Source organism: Streptomyces aculeolatus, from assembly GCF_020400605.1.
Classification (GTDB): Bacteria; Actinomycetota; Actinomycetes; order Streptomycetales; family Streptomycetaceae; genus Streptomyces; species Streptomyces aculeolatus.
This window is the reverse complement of record NZ_JAINRD010000008.1, coordinates 249,651-265,317: the sequence shown is the minus strand read 5'-3', so window position 1 is coordinate 265,317 and position 15,667 is coordinate 249,651. Positions and strand designations below refer to the sequence as shown.

The following is a 15,667-nucleotide window of genomic DNA, read 5'->3' as shown; positions in this document are numbered from 1 at the left end:
CGGGGATCCGGGCGCGAAGGCCGTAGAGTGGCCGGAGCTGCCCGGACCCCCTACACGAGTTGGACTCATGACACATCGCAAATTGACCCGCATGGGGGCGGCCCTCGTCGTGCCCGCCCTGCTGTTCGCCGCGGCCTGTGGCTCCGAGGACTCCTCCGATTCCGACAACGGGGGCAAGGGCGCCGCCGTGACCAAGGTCACGGGTGCCTTCGGCAAGGAGCCGAAGTTCGACGTACCGGACGACGCCAAGGCGTCCGACGAGCCCGTCGTCAAGGTCCTCAGCGAGGGCGACGGCGCCAAGGTCGGCAAGGGCGACCAGGTCCGGCTGGACTTCGCCGGCAAGACCATGAAGGACGACCAGGACCTGGGCAGCACCTGGGCGGCGCAGGCCGCGGGGGGCGGCGGCCGGCAGGGCGCGGGCGCCGTGCACCAGCAGCTCATGGGCAAGGTCGGCGAGCCGAACCAGTCGCTGCCGCCGGACGTCCTCGACTCCGTCGAGGGCCACACGGTGGGCAGCCGCCTGCTGGTCGAGGGCACCGCGGGCGCGCTCGTCGGCGAGAGCCTCAACCCCGAGTCGGGCATCAAGAAGAGCGACGGCCTGGTCTGGGTCATCGACGTCGCCGGCGCCGGGAAGGTCGACCCCAAGGCCGAGCTGAAGGGCGAGTCCGCCGAGCCGCGCGACGGCATGCCGGAGATCGAGATCCCCGCGGGCAAGGCCGCGAAGATCACCATCCCGGACGGCGCGGACGCCCCGAAGGAGCTGGAGGAGCAGGTCCTCATCAAGGGCAAGGGCGCCGAGGTCGAGGCCGGCCAGGGGCTCGTCGCCCAGTACACCGGCTACGCCTGGGAGGACGGCAAGAAGTTCGACGCCTCCTGGGACAACGCCGGCGCGGCCACCTTCCAGATCGGCACCGGCTCGGTCGTCGAGGGCTGGGACAAGGCGCTGGTCGGCAAGAAGGTAGGCGACCGGGTGCTGCTGGTCATCCCGCCGGACCTGGGCTACGGCAAGTCCAAGGGCCACGAGCTGGAGAAGAAGACGCTGGTCTTCGTCGTCGACATCCTCGGCACCGTCTGAGCTGCGGTCCGCGCGGCCGGTCCGGTCCTGCGGCCCGCGACGCGGGGCGTCCGGGGTGTCTGCGAGACTTGGCAGCCCACTCACCCCCATCCATGCGCGAGGAGTTCTTCCGTGAGCATCGACAAGCCCGAGGTCGACTTCCCCGAAGGCCCGCCGCCGGCCGACCTGGAGGTCCAGGACCTGTGGGAGGGCGAAGGGCCCGTCGCGAAGGCCGGTGACACCGTCTCCGTCCACTACGTCGGCGTCGCCTTCTCCAGCGGCGAGGAGTTCGACGCGAGCTGGAACCGCGGCAAGCCGCTGCAGTTCCAGCTCGGTGCCGGCCAGGTCATCCCCGGCTGGGACCAGGGCGTGGCGGGCATGAAGGTCGGCGGCAGGCGCCGGCTGACCATCCCGCCGAACCTGGCCTACGGCGAGGCCGGCGCCGGCGGCGGCCGGATCAAGCCGGGCGAGACGCTGATCTTCGTCTGCGACCTGGTCGCGGTCTGACGCCGGCGGCACCGTCCGCACCAAGCAGAGCGCAGGGCCCTCGCCGCAAGGCGGGGGCCTTCGCTTTGGCCGCCGGGCCCAGGCGGAGTACGGTCGTCATCTGCGAACACCAGCGACACGTGCGGACGACGGTCGCCGGCGGCGGCCGAGCGCCGCGCCGGACGCGCAATAAGGAGACCCCCTCGATGGCGATCGCCAAGGCGGAGCGGCTGATGTGCCTGGCGCTGTGCCTGCTCGGCACCGGCCGCCCGCTCAGCAAGCGTGAGCTGCGCACGTCCATCGAGGCGTACGTGGAGGCTTTCGGGCCCGGCCGCGGGACGGCCTTCGGCTCCGACACCTCGGGTGAGGACGCCTTCAACCGGATGTTCGAGCGGGACAAGGACGACCTGCGCGAGCTGGGGATGGTCATCGACACCGTCGAGAGCCTGGACGGCGAGCCCGGCTATCTGGCGCGCCGCGACAACAACCGGCTGCCGCCCGTCACCCTGGACGCCGAGGAGGCCGCCGCACTCGGAGTGGCCGCGAAAGTCTGGCAGCAGGCCCGGCTCGCGGGCGCGGCCAGCGGGGCGCTGCAGAAGCTCCGCGCCGCCGGGATGCCGCTCGCCGGGGCCGCCGACGACCCCGAGACGGGCGCAGCAGAGCAGGTCAGCGCCTTGGAGCCGAGGATTCCGGTACGTGAGGCGGCGTTCGAGCCGCTGATGCTGGCCTGCCGCGACCGCCGGCCCGTGGTCTTCCCGTACCGCAAGGCCAATGCGGCCCGCCCGGAGGACCGGCACGTGGAGCCGTGGCAATTGGAGTGCTGGCGGGGCCACTGGTACCTCGTCGGCCACGACCGCGGCCGCGACGCCGAGCGGGTCTTCCGGCTCTCGCGCATCACCGGCCGGGTCCGCAACCGCGGCCGCGGCTTCACCGCCGAGGTGCCGGACCGCGTGACCGTACGCGAGACCGTCGAGCGCTGGGCCGGCGAGAGCGCCGACCGCTCGGCGCTGATCCGGCTGCGCGCCGGCGCCGGCTACCCGCTGCGCGCCCGCGCGTACGGGATCCGCGAGGCCGTGCTGCCCGGCTGGGACGAGCTGGAGATCCCGTACGGGCACGGACTCGACGCCTGGCTGGTGGAGTTCGGGCCCGACGTGGTCGTTCTGGAGCCCACCGAGCTGCGGGCCGACGTCATCGACCGGCTGCGCGCCGTGGCCAAGGGCTGAGGGGGAGCGGGGGAGCAGTGGCCAGTGCCATCGACCAGACCAGGCGGATGCTGTCGCTGGTGACGTATCTGAGCGAGCGCAACGGCGCGTACCTCTCGGACGTCGCCCGCGCCTTCGGCGTCACCGAGGACGAGCTGATCTCCGACCTGGACGTGCTGCCCATGTGCGGGACGAGCTTCCGCGGCGGCGACCTCCTCGACATCGACACCGACGGCGAGCGCATCTGGTTCCGCAATCCCGAGTCCACCGGCACCGGCGAGCCGCTGCGACTGGCCGCGGACGAGGCCACCGCCCTGCTGGTGGCGGCCCGGGCAGTGGCCACTTTGCCCGGACTGCGGGCCGGCGACCGGCAGGCACTGCTGCGGGCCACCGCGAAGCTGGAGGCCGCGGCCGGTGAGTCGGCGGCGGCCAGCTCCAGCCTTTCGGTGACGTTCGAGTCCGAGGGTGGTGTCTTCGCCGAAGTGGACCGGGCCATCTCGGAGCGGCGCCGGCTGTGGCTGCGGTACTACTCGCCGTCACGGGACGAGCTGACCGAGCGGGAGATCGACCCGATCCGGCTCGTCTCCGTCGGGCACACGTACGTGGAGGCGTGGTGCCGGCTGTCGGAGGCGCGGCGTACGTTCCGGCTCGACCGGGTCGCCGCGATCCGGATCCTCGACGCCCCGGCCGACCCGCCGCCCGTCGAGCTGCGCGACCTGTCGGAGGGCATCGTCCAGCCGTCCGCGGAGGACCCGGAGGTCGTCATCGAGGTGGGCCCGGGCGGCCGTTGGGTCGCCGAGTACTACCCGCACGACAGCGCGGAGGAGCTGCCCGACGGCGGCCTGCGGATCTCGCTGCGCGCGCCGGACCCGGCTTCGCTGCGCCGGCTGGCGCTGCGGCTGGGGCGGGACGGGCGGATCGTCGCGCCGGGGGACCTGGCGGACAGCGCGCGGGACGCGGCGGTCAAGGCGCTTGCGGCGTACGACGTCCAGTGAGGAAAGCCCTGATTCCGGTAGGTACGGCATGTCGTACGTATCGGTCGTGGCCCGTGCCGACGCCGGTGACTTCCGCGGCCGCGGCGGCCGCTAGGCTTCGCCCATGCTGTGGCCCATGACCGCCGTCGCGCTCGGTTTCCTCGGCCTCGTCGCCCTCGCCGTCCCCGCCGCTAGAGTCGGACTGGAGGCGCGCCGGCTGGCCCGCCGGCTCGACGACGCGGCGCAGCAGGTCAGCCGGGCGACACGGGATCTCGAACACTCGGCGGCGGACGTCGCCAGGCGGGCGGGCTCGACACGTGACCTCCCCGGATCCGAATTCGAGAGGTAGGCTGCAGATCGCGGCGCCGGTGCGAGGCGGGGGCCGCGATTGGTGGACGACGGGGGATTGCCTGAAGTTCACCCCCGGGGGTTACGATCGATCACGCCCAAACCCACGCAGCCTCGGTGAGAAGGTAGACGCATATGTTCGGACGGCTCGGCCCTACCGAGATCATCCTCATTCTCGTCGTCGTCATCCTGCTGTTCGGCGCGAAGAAGCTTCCGGACATGGCCCGTTCGCTGGGCAAGTCGGCCCGCATCCTCAAGAGCGAGGCCAAGGCCATGAAGAACGAGGGGAAGACGGACGAGGCCGCCCCGGCGGACCCGCCGCAGCCCGCACCCAAGACCATCCAGGCCGCCCCCGGCGACGTGACCAGCTCCCGCCCGGTCAGCGAGCCGCAGGTGAACGAACAGCAGCCGCAGACGCAGCAGCAGTCGCAGTCGCAGCGCTGAACGAATCCGCAGGGGCACTCCGCGGCCGGAGACGGCCTCGCGGCACGAGATGAGGACGTGGGTTGCTAAGCGTTGCCCGCCGTAAGGAGCGCAAGGAGCGCGAGGAGAAGGACCCCGAGGGGCGCATGCCGCTCGCGGAGCACCTCAGGGAGCTACGCGACCGGCTCGTGAAGGCCGTCGGGGCCATTCTCGTCGTCTGTATCGCGTCGCTCTTCTTCTATCAGGACATCGTCGACTTCCTGATGGACCCGGTGCTCGAATCCGTCGGCTGCCCGGACGACCTGAAGGCGTCGGACGTCGGCAAGGAGGAGGACTGCGCCTCCTTCACCGTCAACGGCCTCATCTCGCCGTTCACCATCATGCTGAAGGTCTCCTTCATGACCGGCATGGTGGTCTCGACGCCGATCTGGCTGTACCAGCTGTGGGCCTTCCTCGCGCCCGGGCTGCACAAGGAGGAGAAGAAGTACTCCCTCGGCTTCGTCGCCGCGGGCGTGCCGCTCTTCCTCGGCGGCGCCTTCTTCGCGTACAAGATCCTGCCGACGACGGCAGAGGTGCTGCTGGAGTTCACCCCGTCGAACGCCACCAACCTGCTGCCGCTGCCGGAGTACCTCGACCTGCTGACCCGCATGGTCGTGGTCTTCGGGCTCGCCTTCGAGCTGCCGCTCGTGCTGGTGATGCTCAACATGGGCGGCGCCGTCACCGGGCGCCGCATGCTCGGCTGGTGGCGGGCCATGATCTTCGGCATCGTCGCCTTCGGCGCCATCGCCACCCCCAGCACCGACCCGATCGGCATGTTCGCGCTGGCCGGCCCGGTGATCGTGCTGTACTTCCTGGCGACCGGGTTCTCCCTGCTCAACGACCGCCGAAGGGCCCGTATCGCGGCCCGCGGCCCGGCGGACGACGAGGCGTCCGACCTCGACCTCACCCCCGAGGACGTGGGCGACGCGGAGTCCGTGACGGCCTCGGCGACGCTGCCGGAGCAGTCCACCGGCGAGGCCGACAGCGACGGCGGCACCGGGAGCGGCGACAGCACGCCCCGCAGAAATGGTTACGACGACGCCACCTGACCGCTAGGGTCACGCGGGTGACCAGCGATATCACCGTGTTCGTCAACCCCACCGCGGGCCGCGGCCGGGGTGCCAAGGCCGCCCCCGTCGTCGCCGAGGCGCTGCGCGACGCCGGGTACGAGGTGACCACCGTCCAGGGCAGCGACGCCGCCACCGCGCTCGCCGGCGCCCGCGAGGCCGTCGCCGCGGGCACCGGGGCGCTCATATCGGTCGGCGGCGACGGCATGGCGGCCCTGGCCCTGCAGGCCGTGGCCGGCACCGAGGTGCCCGTGGGCCTCGTGGCCGTGGGCACCGGCAACGACTTCGCCCGCGCCACCGGGCTGCCCGTGCGCGACCCGGCCGCCGCGGCGGAGGTCGTCGTCGGCGCCCTGGAGTCCGGCAGCACCCGGGCGATCGACCTGGGCAAGGCGGGGGACACGTACTTCGGCACCGTGCTGGCCTCCGGATTCGACTCCCGCGTCAACGACCGCGGCAACCGGATGAGCTGGCCGCCCGGCCGGTTCAAGTACGACGTGGCGATGGTCGCCGAGCTGGCCTCGTTCCGCCCGATCCCGTACAGGATGCGGCTCGACGACGGCCCCGAGACCGAGATCGAGGCGACCCTCGTCGCCGTCGGCAACGGCCCGTCGTACGGCGGGGGCATGCGGATCTGCCACGAGGCGCGGATGGACGACGGGCTCTTCGACATCACCGTCGTCGGCCGGTGCAGCCGGCGCACGCTGCTGCGGGTCTTCCCGCGGGTCTACAAGGGCACGCACCTGACCCATCCGGCCGTCACCGTGCACCGGGCCGCGCGCGTGTCGCTGACGGCCGCCGACGTCACCGGGTACGCGGACGGGGAGCCGCTGGGACCGCTGCCGCTGACCGCGGAGTGCGTGCCGGGCGCGGCGCGGGTGCTGGTGCGCTGAGCAGCCCCCGCGGGCGCCGGACGCGCTCCCGGAGCTGCCGCCGCCGTCCTGCTGACCTGGGGGGGTCCGTAAAGATCGGGTGCGCTGTCGGTGCTGCCCGGTAGGCTCGTACTCACGATGACCGACGAGCACATCCCTCCCGCCGAGGCGTACGCGGCGCACCGCCGCCGGGCCGCCGAGGAAGCCACCGCACTCGGCTCCTTCCGCGGGCTGTACGAGTTCGCGCTCGACCCCTTCCAGCTCGACGCCTGCCGGGCCCTGGAGGACGGCCGCGGCGTGCTGGTCGCGGCGCCCACCGGCTCCGGCAAGACGGTCGTCGGCGAGTTCGCCGTGCACCTCGCCCTGGAGCAGGGCCGCAAGTGCTTCTACACGACGCCCATCAAGGCGCTGTCCAACCAGAAGTACGGCGACCTCGTCCGGCGCTACGGCCCCGCGAACGTCGGCCTGCTGACCGGCGACAACACCATCAACTCCGACGCCCCGGTGATCGTCATGACCACCGAGGTGCTGCGGAACATGCTGTACGCGGGCTCCCAGACCCTCCTCGGCCTGGGCTACGTGGTCATGGACGAGGTGCACTACCTCTCCGACCGCTTCCGCGGCGCCGTCTGGGAAGAGGTGATCATCCACCTCCCGGAGTCCGTCACCCTGGTCTCCCTGTCGGCGACGGTCTCCAACGCCGAGGAGTTCGGCGCCTGGCTCGACACCGTGCGCGGCGACACCGCCGTCATCGTCTCCGAGCACCGCCCCGTGCCCCTGTGGCAGCACGTGATGGCCGGCCGCCGGATGTACGACCTGTTCGAGGAGCGCACCGCCGCCGGCGGCCGGCAGGAGCCCGCCAAGGCGGTCAACCCCGACCTGCTGCGGCTGGCCCGGCAGGAGTACTCCCGCCCGTCCGGCCCCCGCGAGCGCCGCCGCGGCCGGGGCCGCGAGGCGGACCGGGAGCGCGAGCGCCGCTCCCGCTCCCGGGTCTGGACGCCCAGCCGGGTCGACGTCATCGAGCGGCTGGACGCCGAGGCGCTGCTGCCGGCGATCACGTTCATCTTCAGCCGTGCCGGCTGCGAGGGCGCCGTACAGCAGTGCCTCTACGCGGGCCTCAGGCTCAACGACGAGGAGGAGCGCGCCGCGGTCCGCGAGATCGCCGAGCTGCGCACGGCGGCGATCCCCCGCGAAGACCTGCACGTGCTGGGCTACTTCGACTGGCTGGAGGCCCTGGAGCGGGGCATCGCCGCGCACCACGCCGGGATGCTGCCGACGTTCAAGGAGGTCGTCGAGGAGCTGTTCGCCAAGGGCCTGGTCAAGGCGGTGTTCGCGACCGAGACGCTGGCCCTGGGCATCAACATGCCGGCGCGCTCGGTCGTGCTGGAGAAGCTGGTGAAGTGGAACGGCGAGACCCACGCCGACGTCACGCCCGGCGAGTTCACGCAGCTGACCGGCCGCGCGGGCCGCCGCGGCATCGACATCGAGGGCCACGCGGTGGTGCTGTGGCAGCGCGGCATGAGCCCGGAGTACGTGGCGGGCCTGGCCGGCACCCGGACGTATCCGCTGCGCTCCTCCTTCCGCCCCTCGTACAACATGGCGGTCAACCTCGTCGCCCAGTTCGGCCGGCACCGTACGCGCGAGCTGCTGGAGATGTCCTTCGCGCAGTTCCAGGCGGACAAGTCCGTCGTCGGCATCTCCCGCCAGGTGCAGAAGAACGAGGAGGGCCTGTCGGGCTACCGCGAGGCGATGACCTGCCACCTCGGTGACTTCGAGGAGTACGCGCGGCTGCGCCGCGACCTGAAGGACCGCGAGACGGAGCTGGCCCGCCAGGGCGCCGCGCAGCGCCGCGCCGCCGCCGCGGGCTCGCTGGAGAAGCTCCGCCCCGGTGACGTGATCCACGTGCCCACCGGCAAGTTCGCGGGCCTCGCCCTCGTCCTCGACCCCGGCACGCCCGCCGGCCGCACCAACGGCCACCGCGGTCTCGAGCAGCACGACGGCCCCCGCCCGCTGGTGCTCACCGCCGCACGGCAGGTCAAGCGGCTGGCCGCGATGGACTTCCCGGTGCCGGTGGAGCCGCTGGAGCGGATGCGCATCCCCAAGTCGTTCAACCCCAAGAGCCCGCAGTCCCGGCGCGACCTGGCCTCCGCGCTGCGCACCAAGGCGGGGCACCTGGAGCCGCGCCGGCACCGCAAGGAGCGCGCCCCCGCCGCCGACGACACCGAGATCGCCCGGCTGCGCAAGGCGATCCGCGCCCACCCCTGCCACGGCTGCGACGAGCGCGAGGACCACGCCCGCTGGGCCGAGCGCTACCACCGGCTGCTGCGCGACACCCACCAGCTGGAGCGCCGTATCGAGGGCCGGACGAACACCATCGCCCGCACCTTCGACCGGGTCTACGCGCTGCTCACCGAGCTGGGCTACATCGCGGAGGAGCGCGGCGGCGAGCAGGTCACCGAGGACGGCCGCCGCCTCGCCCGGCTCTACGGCGAGCTGGACCTGCTGGCCTCCGAGTGCCTGCGCGAGGGCGTCTGGGAGGGTCTGGGCCCCGCCGAGCTGGCCGCCTGCGCCTCCGCGCTGGTCTACGAGGCCCGGCAGTCCGACGACGCCATGGCGCCGAAGCTCCCCGGCGGCGGCGCCAAGCGGGCCCTGGGCGACATGGTGCGCATCTGGGGCCGGCTCGACGCCCTGGAGGAGGAGCACCGCATCAGCCAGACCGAGGGCGTCGGCCAGCGGGAGCCGGACCTCGGCTTCGCCTGGGCCGCGTACCAGTGGGCGTCCGGGGCCGGCCTGGACGAGGTGCTGCGCGAGGCGGACATGCCGCCCGGCGACTTCGTGCGCTGGTGCAAGCAACTGATCGACGTGCTCGGGCAGCTGTCCGCCGCGGCCGACCCCGAGGGGACGGTCGGGGGCAGCGCCCGCAAGGCGGTCGACAAGCTGCTGCGCGGCGTCGTGGCGTACAGCTCGGTGGGCTGAGCAGGACCGCTCCGGCGGGCGGGCACTACCCTTCCCGGGTGATCTCCTACGACGATCTGACGCCCCCGGAGCGGGAGTTGTGGGCCGCGTTCCCCGAAGGCCGCGCGGTGGACCTGCGCACCGGCGACGCGGAACGCGACGACCCCGCCGGCGGTGCGGGCTGGGGGCCGGAGCGTACGGTACGGGCCGCGGTCCTCGCCGCGCTGCTGCTGGGCGCGCACCCGCCGCAGCCGGGCGCCATAGCCGCGCTGCGGCTGGCGGGGGCGCGGATCACCGGGGCGCTGGACCTGACGGGGGCGGAGACGGCCCACCGGATACGGCTGGAGCACTGCTTCCTGCACGAGGAGGTCGTCCTCACCTCGGCCACCACCGCCAGCGTCCACCTCGACGACAGCGTGCTGCCCCGCGTCGACGCCCGGCTCGCCCGGGTCGAGGGCGTGCTGTCGGTGCGGCGCAGCCGCGTCGCCGGTGCCCTGCTCGCGACCAACGCCCGGATCAGCGGTGAACTCCTCCTGCACGGCGCCCGGTTGACCGGCGAGAACGGCTGGTCCCTGTTCGCCGGCGGGCTGGAGGTCGACGGGGCGGTGTTCTGCACCCACGGCTTCACCGGTGGCGGCGGGATACGGCTCATCGGCGCCCGCCTGTCCGGCGGGCTCTTCCTCGACGGCGCCCGGATCGGCGCCGCGGACGGCCTCGCGCTCGTCCTCGACCACGCCGAGGCCACCATCGTCCGGCTCGCCGACGGCTTCGCCCCCGCGGGCCGCCTGGAGCTGCGCGGCGCGCACCTGGCCGACCTGCTCACCTTCGACGCGGCGCGGCTCGGCGACTGCACCGGGATCGACTGCGCACGGATGCGGGCCGCCGACTTCCGCTTCACGCCCGCCGTCCGGCCCGCCGGTCCGGTCTCACTCGACGGCACGCAGGTGACCACGCTCCACGACGACCTGCGGAGCTGGCCGCCGATTGTCCTCCTCGACGGGTTCTCCTACGGTTCCATCCAGTCGGCGGATGCCGCCGGCAACGACTCCGTACCTCGCCGGCTCGACTGGATACGGCGCGGCGCGGGCTACGCCCCGCAGCCGTACGAGCAGCTCGCGGCCTGGTACCGGCAGATCGGCCACGTCGACGACGCCCGCCGCGTCCTCCTCGCGAAGCAGCGCGCCCGCCGCCGCATCCTGCGCCCCGCGGGCCGCGCCTGGAGCCTGCTGCTCGACGGGACGGTCGGCTTCGGCTACCGCCCCTGGCTGGCCGGGCTGTGGCTGGCGGCGCTCACGCTGCTGGGCAGCCTGGTCTTCGCCGCGGGGGACGGCAGGCGCGTACGCGAGGGCGAGGGCCCGGAGTTCCAGCCCGTCGTCTACGCGCTGGATCTGCTGATCCCCGTCGGGGGACTGGGCCAGCGCGACTCCTGGTACATGTCCGGCGGCCCGGCGGAGATCCTGTCGTACGTCCTCGTCGCCACCGGCTGGCTGCTGACCACGGCGCTGGTGGCCGGGGTGACGCGGACCCTGGAGCGCACGTAGCGGCCCCGCCGTGGCGGGGTGACGCCGCTGCCCCGAACGTGGGAGGGGCACGGGGTGTTGCGCCGCCGGCCCGCCGCGGGCCGTGACCCTGTGAGCCATGCGTTGGACCAGACTCTGTTCCGCGGCGGTCTCCACCGCCGCCCTGTCCGTACTCGTGGCCGCACCGAACGCCGCCACGGCCCCCCGCGAAGAGCCGCCGTGCACGGCGGGCACCGCCCCGTACCAGCGGGAGCTGGAGGAGGAGTTGGGACTCGAAGCCGACGGCCGGCAGAGCCCGGAGGACTGCGCCGCGATCCGGGAGCTGCAGCGGCACCTGGGCATCAGCCCGGCCGACGGCCGCGCCGACCTGCGGACGTACCGCTACGTGCTCGCCGACCGCGTCCGCCGCGATCCCGCGGAGCGCGGCGGCTGCCCCGCGCGTGCGTACCGCGTGACGTGCGTGGACCTGAACAGGCAGCTGCTGTGGGTGCAGCAGGACGAGGGGCTGGTCTTCGACCCGGTGCCGGTGCGCACGGGCCGCGACGGGCTGGAGACCCGGGGCGGGTGGCACCGGATCTACTGGCGCAACATCGACCACTTCTCCACCATCTACAACGTCCCCATGCTGTACGCCCAGTTCTTCGACGGCGGCCAGGCCCTGCACGGCACGGAGGACGACCTGTTCTCCTCGGGCTCCGGCGGCTGTGTGAACCTCACGCTCGCGGACGCGGAGGCGCTGTGGGACCTGCTGCGCGACGAGGACCACGTCTACGTCTGGGGCACGAAGCCGGGCACGGGCGGCTGAGCGCCGCACCGTGCCCGGACCGGGTCGCGGCTACTTCTTGCCGCTGTCGTCGCGCTTGTTGTCCAGCTCGACGGTGACGCCCTCCCCGGCGTTCACCCCGGTCACCTCGTACGGGCCGCTGACGCGGTCCTCCGGGATCCGGTAGCCGTCGGGGACGGCGGTCTCCTGGAGGTAGTACTCGCCGTACTCCAGGTCACCGAACCCGCACCGGCCGCGGCTGTCGGTGGCACAGGCGGAGCCCATCCGGGTGTCCGGGTCGGCTCCGCCGGTCTGCAGGCCGTCGACGCCGTTGGTCTCGCGCCAGAGCTGGAACACCGCGCCGGCGAGGGGGCTCCCGTCGTGCTCGTCCGTCTTGACGAGGGTGATCCCGCCGGTCCGACGTACGGGGCGGTGGCGTTGTCGTCCTGCTCCAGCGTGGAGTTGACCTGCCCCGTGACCGTGCCGGCGTGGCGGACCACGCCGCGCTCGGCGAGCAGCCGCTTGCCGTCGGCGATCCTGATGTCGCCGCCGGTGGTCAGCCAGTCCGAGCCGGGGGAGGGCGCGACGCCGCGCCGGGCGGCGCGGGCGGCGGAGCACCGCGTGTGAGCCTGGCGCGACGACCCCCCACCCCCATGGAGTCCGTACGTATGCAGATCACCCGTCTTCTCAGACGCCGGCTGGCGCCGGCGGCCTGCGCACTGGCGATCGCCGCGGCCCCCGCCGTGACCGCCGCGAGCGCCGCCGAAGCCCCCGCACCCGACCCCGTACGCGGCACCACGACGCCGGCGACCCCGGCGACCCCGGCGACCGCGGCGCTGGCCGCGCCGCTGCCGGGCGGGCTCGGGCCGTGCGTGCCGGGCGCCTGTCCGCCCGACGGCTACCCGCCCGTCAACAACGGCCCCCTCACCTACCGGGACGACGCGATCAACATCTACGTCGGCCAGGACTACCTCGTCCGCGAGCGGGCCGCCGAGGCCGAGGGCCGCATCGTCGTGCTCGACGACTTCGACATGGACAAGAGCCCCGAGGCCAGCCAGATCTACAACATCGGCGAGGTCGGCGTCGGCTCCCGGGCCGGACCGAAGAGCACTGCAAAGGACCAGGGGCCGCCGCCACTCGCCTGGACTCGGCCGCGAATTCGCGATACATCTCGTCTTGACGGGCTCGCGAAACACGCGATATGTTCGGCCACGAATATACGGTGCCGGACAAAACGGAGGGGAGGGCTCGTGTCCTCGAAGCGGCGGAAGCTGAGCAACCCGCTGGCCCTGGCCGTGCTGGCCTTCCTCGCCGAGCGGTCGATGCACCCGTACGAGATCGCCCAGCTGCTGCGGCAGCGCGGCAAGGAGGAGAGCATCAAGATCAATTTCGGCTCCCTCTACACCGTGGTGCAGAACCTGGAGAAGCACGGCTTCGTCGCCGCCGCCGGGGTGCAGAAGCAGGGGAACCGGCCGGAGCGCACGGTCTACGCCATCACCGACGCCGGCCGAGAGGAGATGCACGACTGGCTCACGGAGATCGTCGCCGCCCCCCGCCGGGAGTACCCGCACTTCGAGGCCGCCCTCTCCCTGCTCGGTGTGCTGCCGCCGGACGAGGCGGTCGAGGCCCTGCAGACGCGGCTCGCGCGGCAGGAGATCACGGCGGCGGGGCTGCGCGGCGCGCTGGCGAAGCTGTACGAGACGCTGCCGCGCGTCTTCGTCGTCGAGACGGAGTACCAGGCGCACATGCTGGAGGCCGAGGCCGCATGGCTGCGCGGCCTGCTGGCGGAGCTGGCGGACGGCTCCCTCAGCGGCGTCGCGGAGTGGCGCGCGTGGCACGAGACCGGTGAGATGCCGGCCGAATGGCGGGATGCGGAGGAGGAGTTGCCCGGCGGCGCGGGCGGGACGCCCGGCGCCGCGCAGGAGACGCAGGACGCGAGGAGGGGCCCGTAGCGCCCCCGGAAGAAGCGTCCCGGCGGGCTGCGCCAACAGCCCGCCGGGACGGACCCCGAACATCCGGACCTGCGCGAGGGCAGGCGCCAGGCGTCGAGGTGCGGCACACCCCAGGATAGCCAGGCTCCGCTTTCGCCGATCGTCCGGCAGAACCCACGCACACCGTGCGAGAGCGGAGTTCGCCATGCCCGGGAACGGGACGCTCGCCGTCGAGGCGCGCGAGCTGAGAAAGACCTATCCCCACGACGTCACGGCCCTGGACGGCATGTCCCTGGCCGTCCCGGCCGGCACGGTCTTCGGACTGCTCGGCCCGAACGGCGCCGGCAAGTCCACCACCGTCAAGATCCTCACCACCCTGGCCAGGCCCGACGGCGGCACCGCCGCCGTCGCCGGCCACGACGTGCTGCGCCGCCCCGGCCGGGTCCGGCGCGCGATCGGCGTCGTGGCGCAGAAGTCGGGCGCCGACCCGATGGCGACGGGACGCGAGAACCTGCTGCTGCAGGGCCGGTTGTACGGGCTGCGCGGCGCCCCGCTCGGCAGGCGCGCCGACGAACTGCTGGAGCGCTTCGACCTGGCCGCCGCCGGGAGCCGGCTGGTGCGCGGCTACTCCGGCGGCATGCAGCGGCGCCTCGACGTGGCGCTGGGCCTGGTGCACCGGCCCGAGGTGCTGTTCCTGGACGAGCCGACGACGGGCCTGGACCCCGAGGCCCGTACGGCGATGTGGGAGGAGATCGCCCGGCTCGCCGGCGGCGAGGGGCTCACGATCGTGCTGACCACGCACTACCTGGACGAGGCCGACCGGCTCGCCGGGCGCGTCGCCGTCGTCGACCGCGGGCGCGTGGTCGCCGAGGGCACACCCGAGGCGCTCAAGGGCGAACTGCGCGGCGACGCCGTGCACGTCGAACTCGCCGTCGCGCCGGGGGAGGTGGACGCCGGACTGCTGCGGGCCGCGCTCACCGAGTTCGCGGGCGTACGCGAGGTGGCGCTCGACGGGCGCCGGCTGAGCGCCCGGGCGGCGGACGGCGCCGCCGCCGTGCCGCGGGTGCTGACCGCGCTGGAGCGCCAGGGCGCGGAGGTGGCCGCGGTCACCGTCGCCCGGCCGTCGCTGGACGACGTGTACCTGCGCTACGCCGGGCGCCGGTTCGCCGAGGCGGACGGCGCGGGCGCCGGCGCCCCGCGGACGGCCGCCCCGGCGGTCGCGGGGGGTGCGCGATGAGCGCCGCGGCGGCCCAGACCTGGTACATGACGCAGCGTCAGCTGACCGCGTTCGTACGGCAGCCGGCGTACCTGCTGATCACCCTGCTCCAGCCGGTGATCTGGCTCTTCCTCTTCGGCAACCTGTTCCGCCGGATCACCGACCTGCCGGGCTTCGGCACCGGCTCGTACCTGGACTACCTGGTCCCCGGCGTGGTGGTGATGACCGCGCTCAGCTCCAGCATGTGGGCCGGTATGGGCACGCTGGAGGAGATCGAGCGCGGCACGCTCAACCGGTTCCTGACCACTCCGGTCAACCGCGGGGCGCTGATGAACGCCAATGTGATCAACAACGGTCTCAGCGTGCTCGTGCAGGCGGTGGTGATCATCCTGCTGGGGCTGGTCGCCGGCGCCGACTACGCGGGCGGGGCCGCCGGGCTGCTCGTGCTGGTGGTCGCCGCGATCCTGCTGGGCACCGTCTTCGGCGCGATGTCCAACGCGATCGGCATGATGGTGCGCCAGCGGGAGTCGATCATCGGCATCAACACCTTCTTGCTGCTGCCGCTGACGTTCCTGTCCTCGTCGTTCATGGCGCCGGCGCTGATGCCGTCCTGGATGCGGCACGTCGCCGACTTCAACCCCGTCGACTGGGCGGTGGTGGCCGGCCGGGGCGCGCTGTCCGCGGACCCCGACTGGGGCGAGGTGCTGGGGCGGGGCGGCGCGCTGCTCGCGGTGGCGGTGGCGGCGGTGCTGCTGTCCACCCGTACGTTCCGTACGTACCAGCGCTCGGTCTGAGGGGCCCGGCGGTCCGGGCGGAGGAC

16 protein-coding genes are annotated in these 15,667 nt (G+C 73.3%); 15 read left to right on the top strand and 1 reads right to left on the bottom strand.

Annotated elements, in window-relative coordinates; translation table 11 throughout:
• The first annotated feature begins 91 nt into the window (after positions 1–91).
• The 11 genes from LG396_RS16950 to LG396_RS16900 all read left to right on the top strand — a co-directional run bounded on the left by LG396_RS16950 (position 92) and on the right by LG396_RS16900 (position 11,742).
• A complete protein-coding gene (locus LG396_RS16950) occupies positions 92–1,075 on the top strand; it encodes an FKBP-type peptidyl-prolyl cis-trans isomerase (RefSeq protein ID WP_027746330.1) in 984 nt (327 codons plus the stop codon).
• Positions 1,076–1,186: 111 nt separating this feature from the next.
• Entirely contained in the window at positions 1,187–1,561 is a 375-nt protein-coding gene (locus tag LG396_RS16945; RefSeq protein ID WP_018836868.1) for an FKBP-type peptidyl-prolyl cis-trans isomerase, read from the top strand.
• Positions 1,562–1,746: 185 nt separating this feature from the next.
• Positions 1,747–2,763 (top strand): helix-turn-helix transcriptional regulator, encoded by a 1,017-nt coding sequence (locus tag LG396_RS16940; RefSeq protein ID WP_225795380.1) that lies wholly within the window; start codon positions 1,747–1,749, stop codon positions 2,761–2,763.
• Positions 2,764–2,810: 47 nt separating this feature from the next.
• Positions 2,811–3,737 (top strand): helix-turn-helix transcriptional regulator, encoded by a 927-nt coding sequence (locus LG396_RS16935; RefSeq protein WP_037751024.1) that lies wholly within the window; start codon positions 2,811–2,813, stop codon positions 3,735–3,737.
• 115 nt (positions 3,738–3,852) lie between these two features.
• Complete coding sequence (locus tag LG396_RS16930; RefSeq protein ID WP_372483516.1) at positions 3,853–4,065, top strand: hypothetical protein; 213 nt, start codon at positions 3,853–3,855, stop codon at positions 4,063–4,065.
• A gap of 134 nt (positions 4,066–4,199) precedes the next feature.
• Positions 4,200–4,508, top strand: coding sequence for a Sec-independent protein translocase subunit TatA (gene tatA / locus LG396_RS16925; RefSeq protein ID WP_018836864.1), 309 nt, complete (start codon positions 4,200–4,202; stop codon positions 4,506–4,508).
• Positions 4,509–4,633: 125 nt separating this feature from the next.
• Positions 4,634–5,575: a twin-arginine translocase subunit TatC gene (gene tatC, locus LG396_RS16920; protein ID WP_027766421.1), complete on the top strand. Its 942-nt coding sequence runs from the start codon at positions 4,634–4,636 to the stop codon at positions 5,573–5,575.
• Positions 5,576–5,592: 17 nt separating this feature from the next.
• Positions 5,593–6,483 (top strand): diacylglycerol kinase, encoded by an 891-nt coding sequence (locus tag LG396_RS16915; protein WP_018843155.1) that lies wholly within the window; start codon positions 5,593–5,595, stop codon positions 6,481–6,483.
• A gap of 117 nt (positions 6,484–6,600) precedes the next feature.
• On the top strand, positions 6,601–9,438 hold the full coding sequence (locus LG396_RS16910) for a DEAD/DEAH box helicase (RefSeq protein WP_130455527.1): 2,838 nt from the start codon (positions 6,601–6,603) through the stop codon (positions 9,436–9,438).
• 38 nt (positions 9,439–9,476) lie between these two features.
• A complete protein-coding gene (locus LG396_RS16905) occupies positions 9,477–10,958 on the top strand; it encodes an oxidoreductase (protein ID WP_225795378.1) in 1,482 nt (493 codons plus the stop codon).
• Between the two features lie 97 nt (positions 10,959–11,055).
• Positions 11,056–11,742, top strand: coding sequence for a L,D-transpeptidase (locus LG396_RS16900; RefSeq protein ID WP_225795377.1), 687 nt, complete (start codon positions 11,056–11,058; stop codon positions 11,740–11,742).
• A gap of 30 nt (positions 11,743–11,772) precedes the next feature.
• Here LG396_RS16900 and LG396_RS16895 read toward each other — a convergent pair whose 3' ends face one another.
• Positions 11,773–12,057, bottom strand: coding sequence for a prealbumin-like fold domain-containing protein (locus LG396_RS16895; protein WP_372483515.1), 285 nt, complete (start codon positions 12,055–12,057; stop codon positions 11,773–11,775).
• A gap of 24 nt (positions 12,058–12,081) precedes the next feature.
• On the opposite strand from LG396_RS16895, the gene LG396_RS39730 reads away from it, so the two are divergent.
• The 4 genes from LG396_RS39730 to LG396_RS16875 all read left to right on the top strand — a co-directional run bounded on the left by LG396_RS39730 (position 12,082) and on the right by LG396_RS16875 (position 15,641).
• Positions 12,082–12,327 carry a hypothetical protein gene (locus LG396_RS39730; protein WP_225795392.1) on the top strand — a complete coding sequence of 82 codons (246 nt, stop codon included), beginning with the start codon at positions 12,082–12,084 and terminating at the stop codon, positions 12,325–12,327.
• A 623-nt stretch (positions 12,328–12,950) separates the two neighbouring features.
• Entirely contained in the window at positions 12,951–13,652 is a 702-nt protein-coding gene (locus LG396_RS16885; protein ID WP_018852852.1) for a PadR family transcriptional regulator, read from the top strand.
• A gap of 184 nt (positions 13,653–13,836) precedes the next feature.
• Entirely contained in the window at positions 13,837–14,868 is a 1,032-nt protein-coding gene (locus LG396_RS16880; RefSeq protein WP_225795376.1) for an ATP-binding cassette domain-containing protein, read from the top strand.
• Positions 14,865–15,641: an ABC transporter permease gene (locus LG396_RS16875; protein ID WP_225795375.1), complete on the top strand. Its 777-nt coding sequence runs from the start codon at positions 14,865–14,867 to the stop codon at positions 15,639–15,641. The genes LG396_RS16880 and LG396_RS16875 overlap by 4 nt, the downstream gene beginning before the upstream one ends.
• Positions 15,642–15,667 lie beyond the last annotated feature (26 nt).

Coding starts and splice junctions, on each gene's coding strand:
- LG396_RS16950 (WP_027746330.1), top strand. CDS start 92: ATGGGGGCGGCCCTCGTCGTGCCCGCCCTGCTGTTCGCCGCGGCCTGT.
- LG396_RS16940 (WP_225795380.1), top strand. CDS start 1,747: ATGGCGATCGCCAAGGCGGAGCGGCTGATGTGCCTGGCGCTGTGCCTG.
- LG396_RS16935 (WP_037751024.1), top strand. CDS start 2,811: ATGCTGTCGCTGGTGACGTATCTGAGCGAGCGCAACGGCGCGTACCTC.
- LG396_RS16930 (WP_372483516.1), top strand. CDS start 3,853: ATGACCGCCGTCGCGCTCGGTTTCCTCGGCCTCGTCGCCCTCGCCGTC.
- tatA (WP_018836864.1), top strand. CDS start 4,200: ATGTTCGGACGGCTCGGCCCTACCGAGATCATCCTCATTCTCGTCGTC.
- tatC (WP_027766421.1), top strand. CDS start 4,634: ATGCCGCTCGCGGAGCACCTCAGGGAGCTACGCGACCGGCTCGTGAAG.
- LG396_RS16910 (WP_130455527.1), top strand. CDS start 6,601: ATGACCGACGAGCACATCCCTCCCGCCGAGGCGTACGCGGCGCACCGC.
- LG396_RS16900 (WP_225795377.1), top strand. CDS start 11,056: ATGCGTTGGACCAGACTCTGTTCCGCGGCGGTCTCCACCGCCGCCCTG.
- LG396_RS16880 (WP_225795376.1), top strand. CDS start 13,837: ATGCCCGGGAACGGGACGCTCGCCGTCGAGGCGCGCGAGCTGAGAAAG.
- LG396_RS16875 (WP_225795375.1), top strand. CDS start 14,865: ATGAGCGCCGCGGCGGCCCAGACCTGGTACATGACGCAGCGTCAGCTG.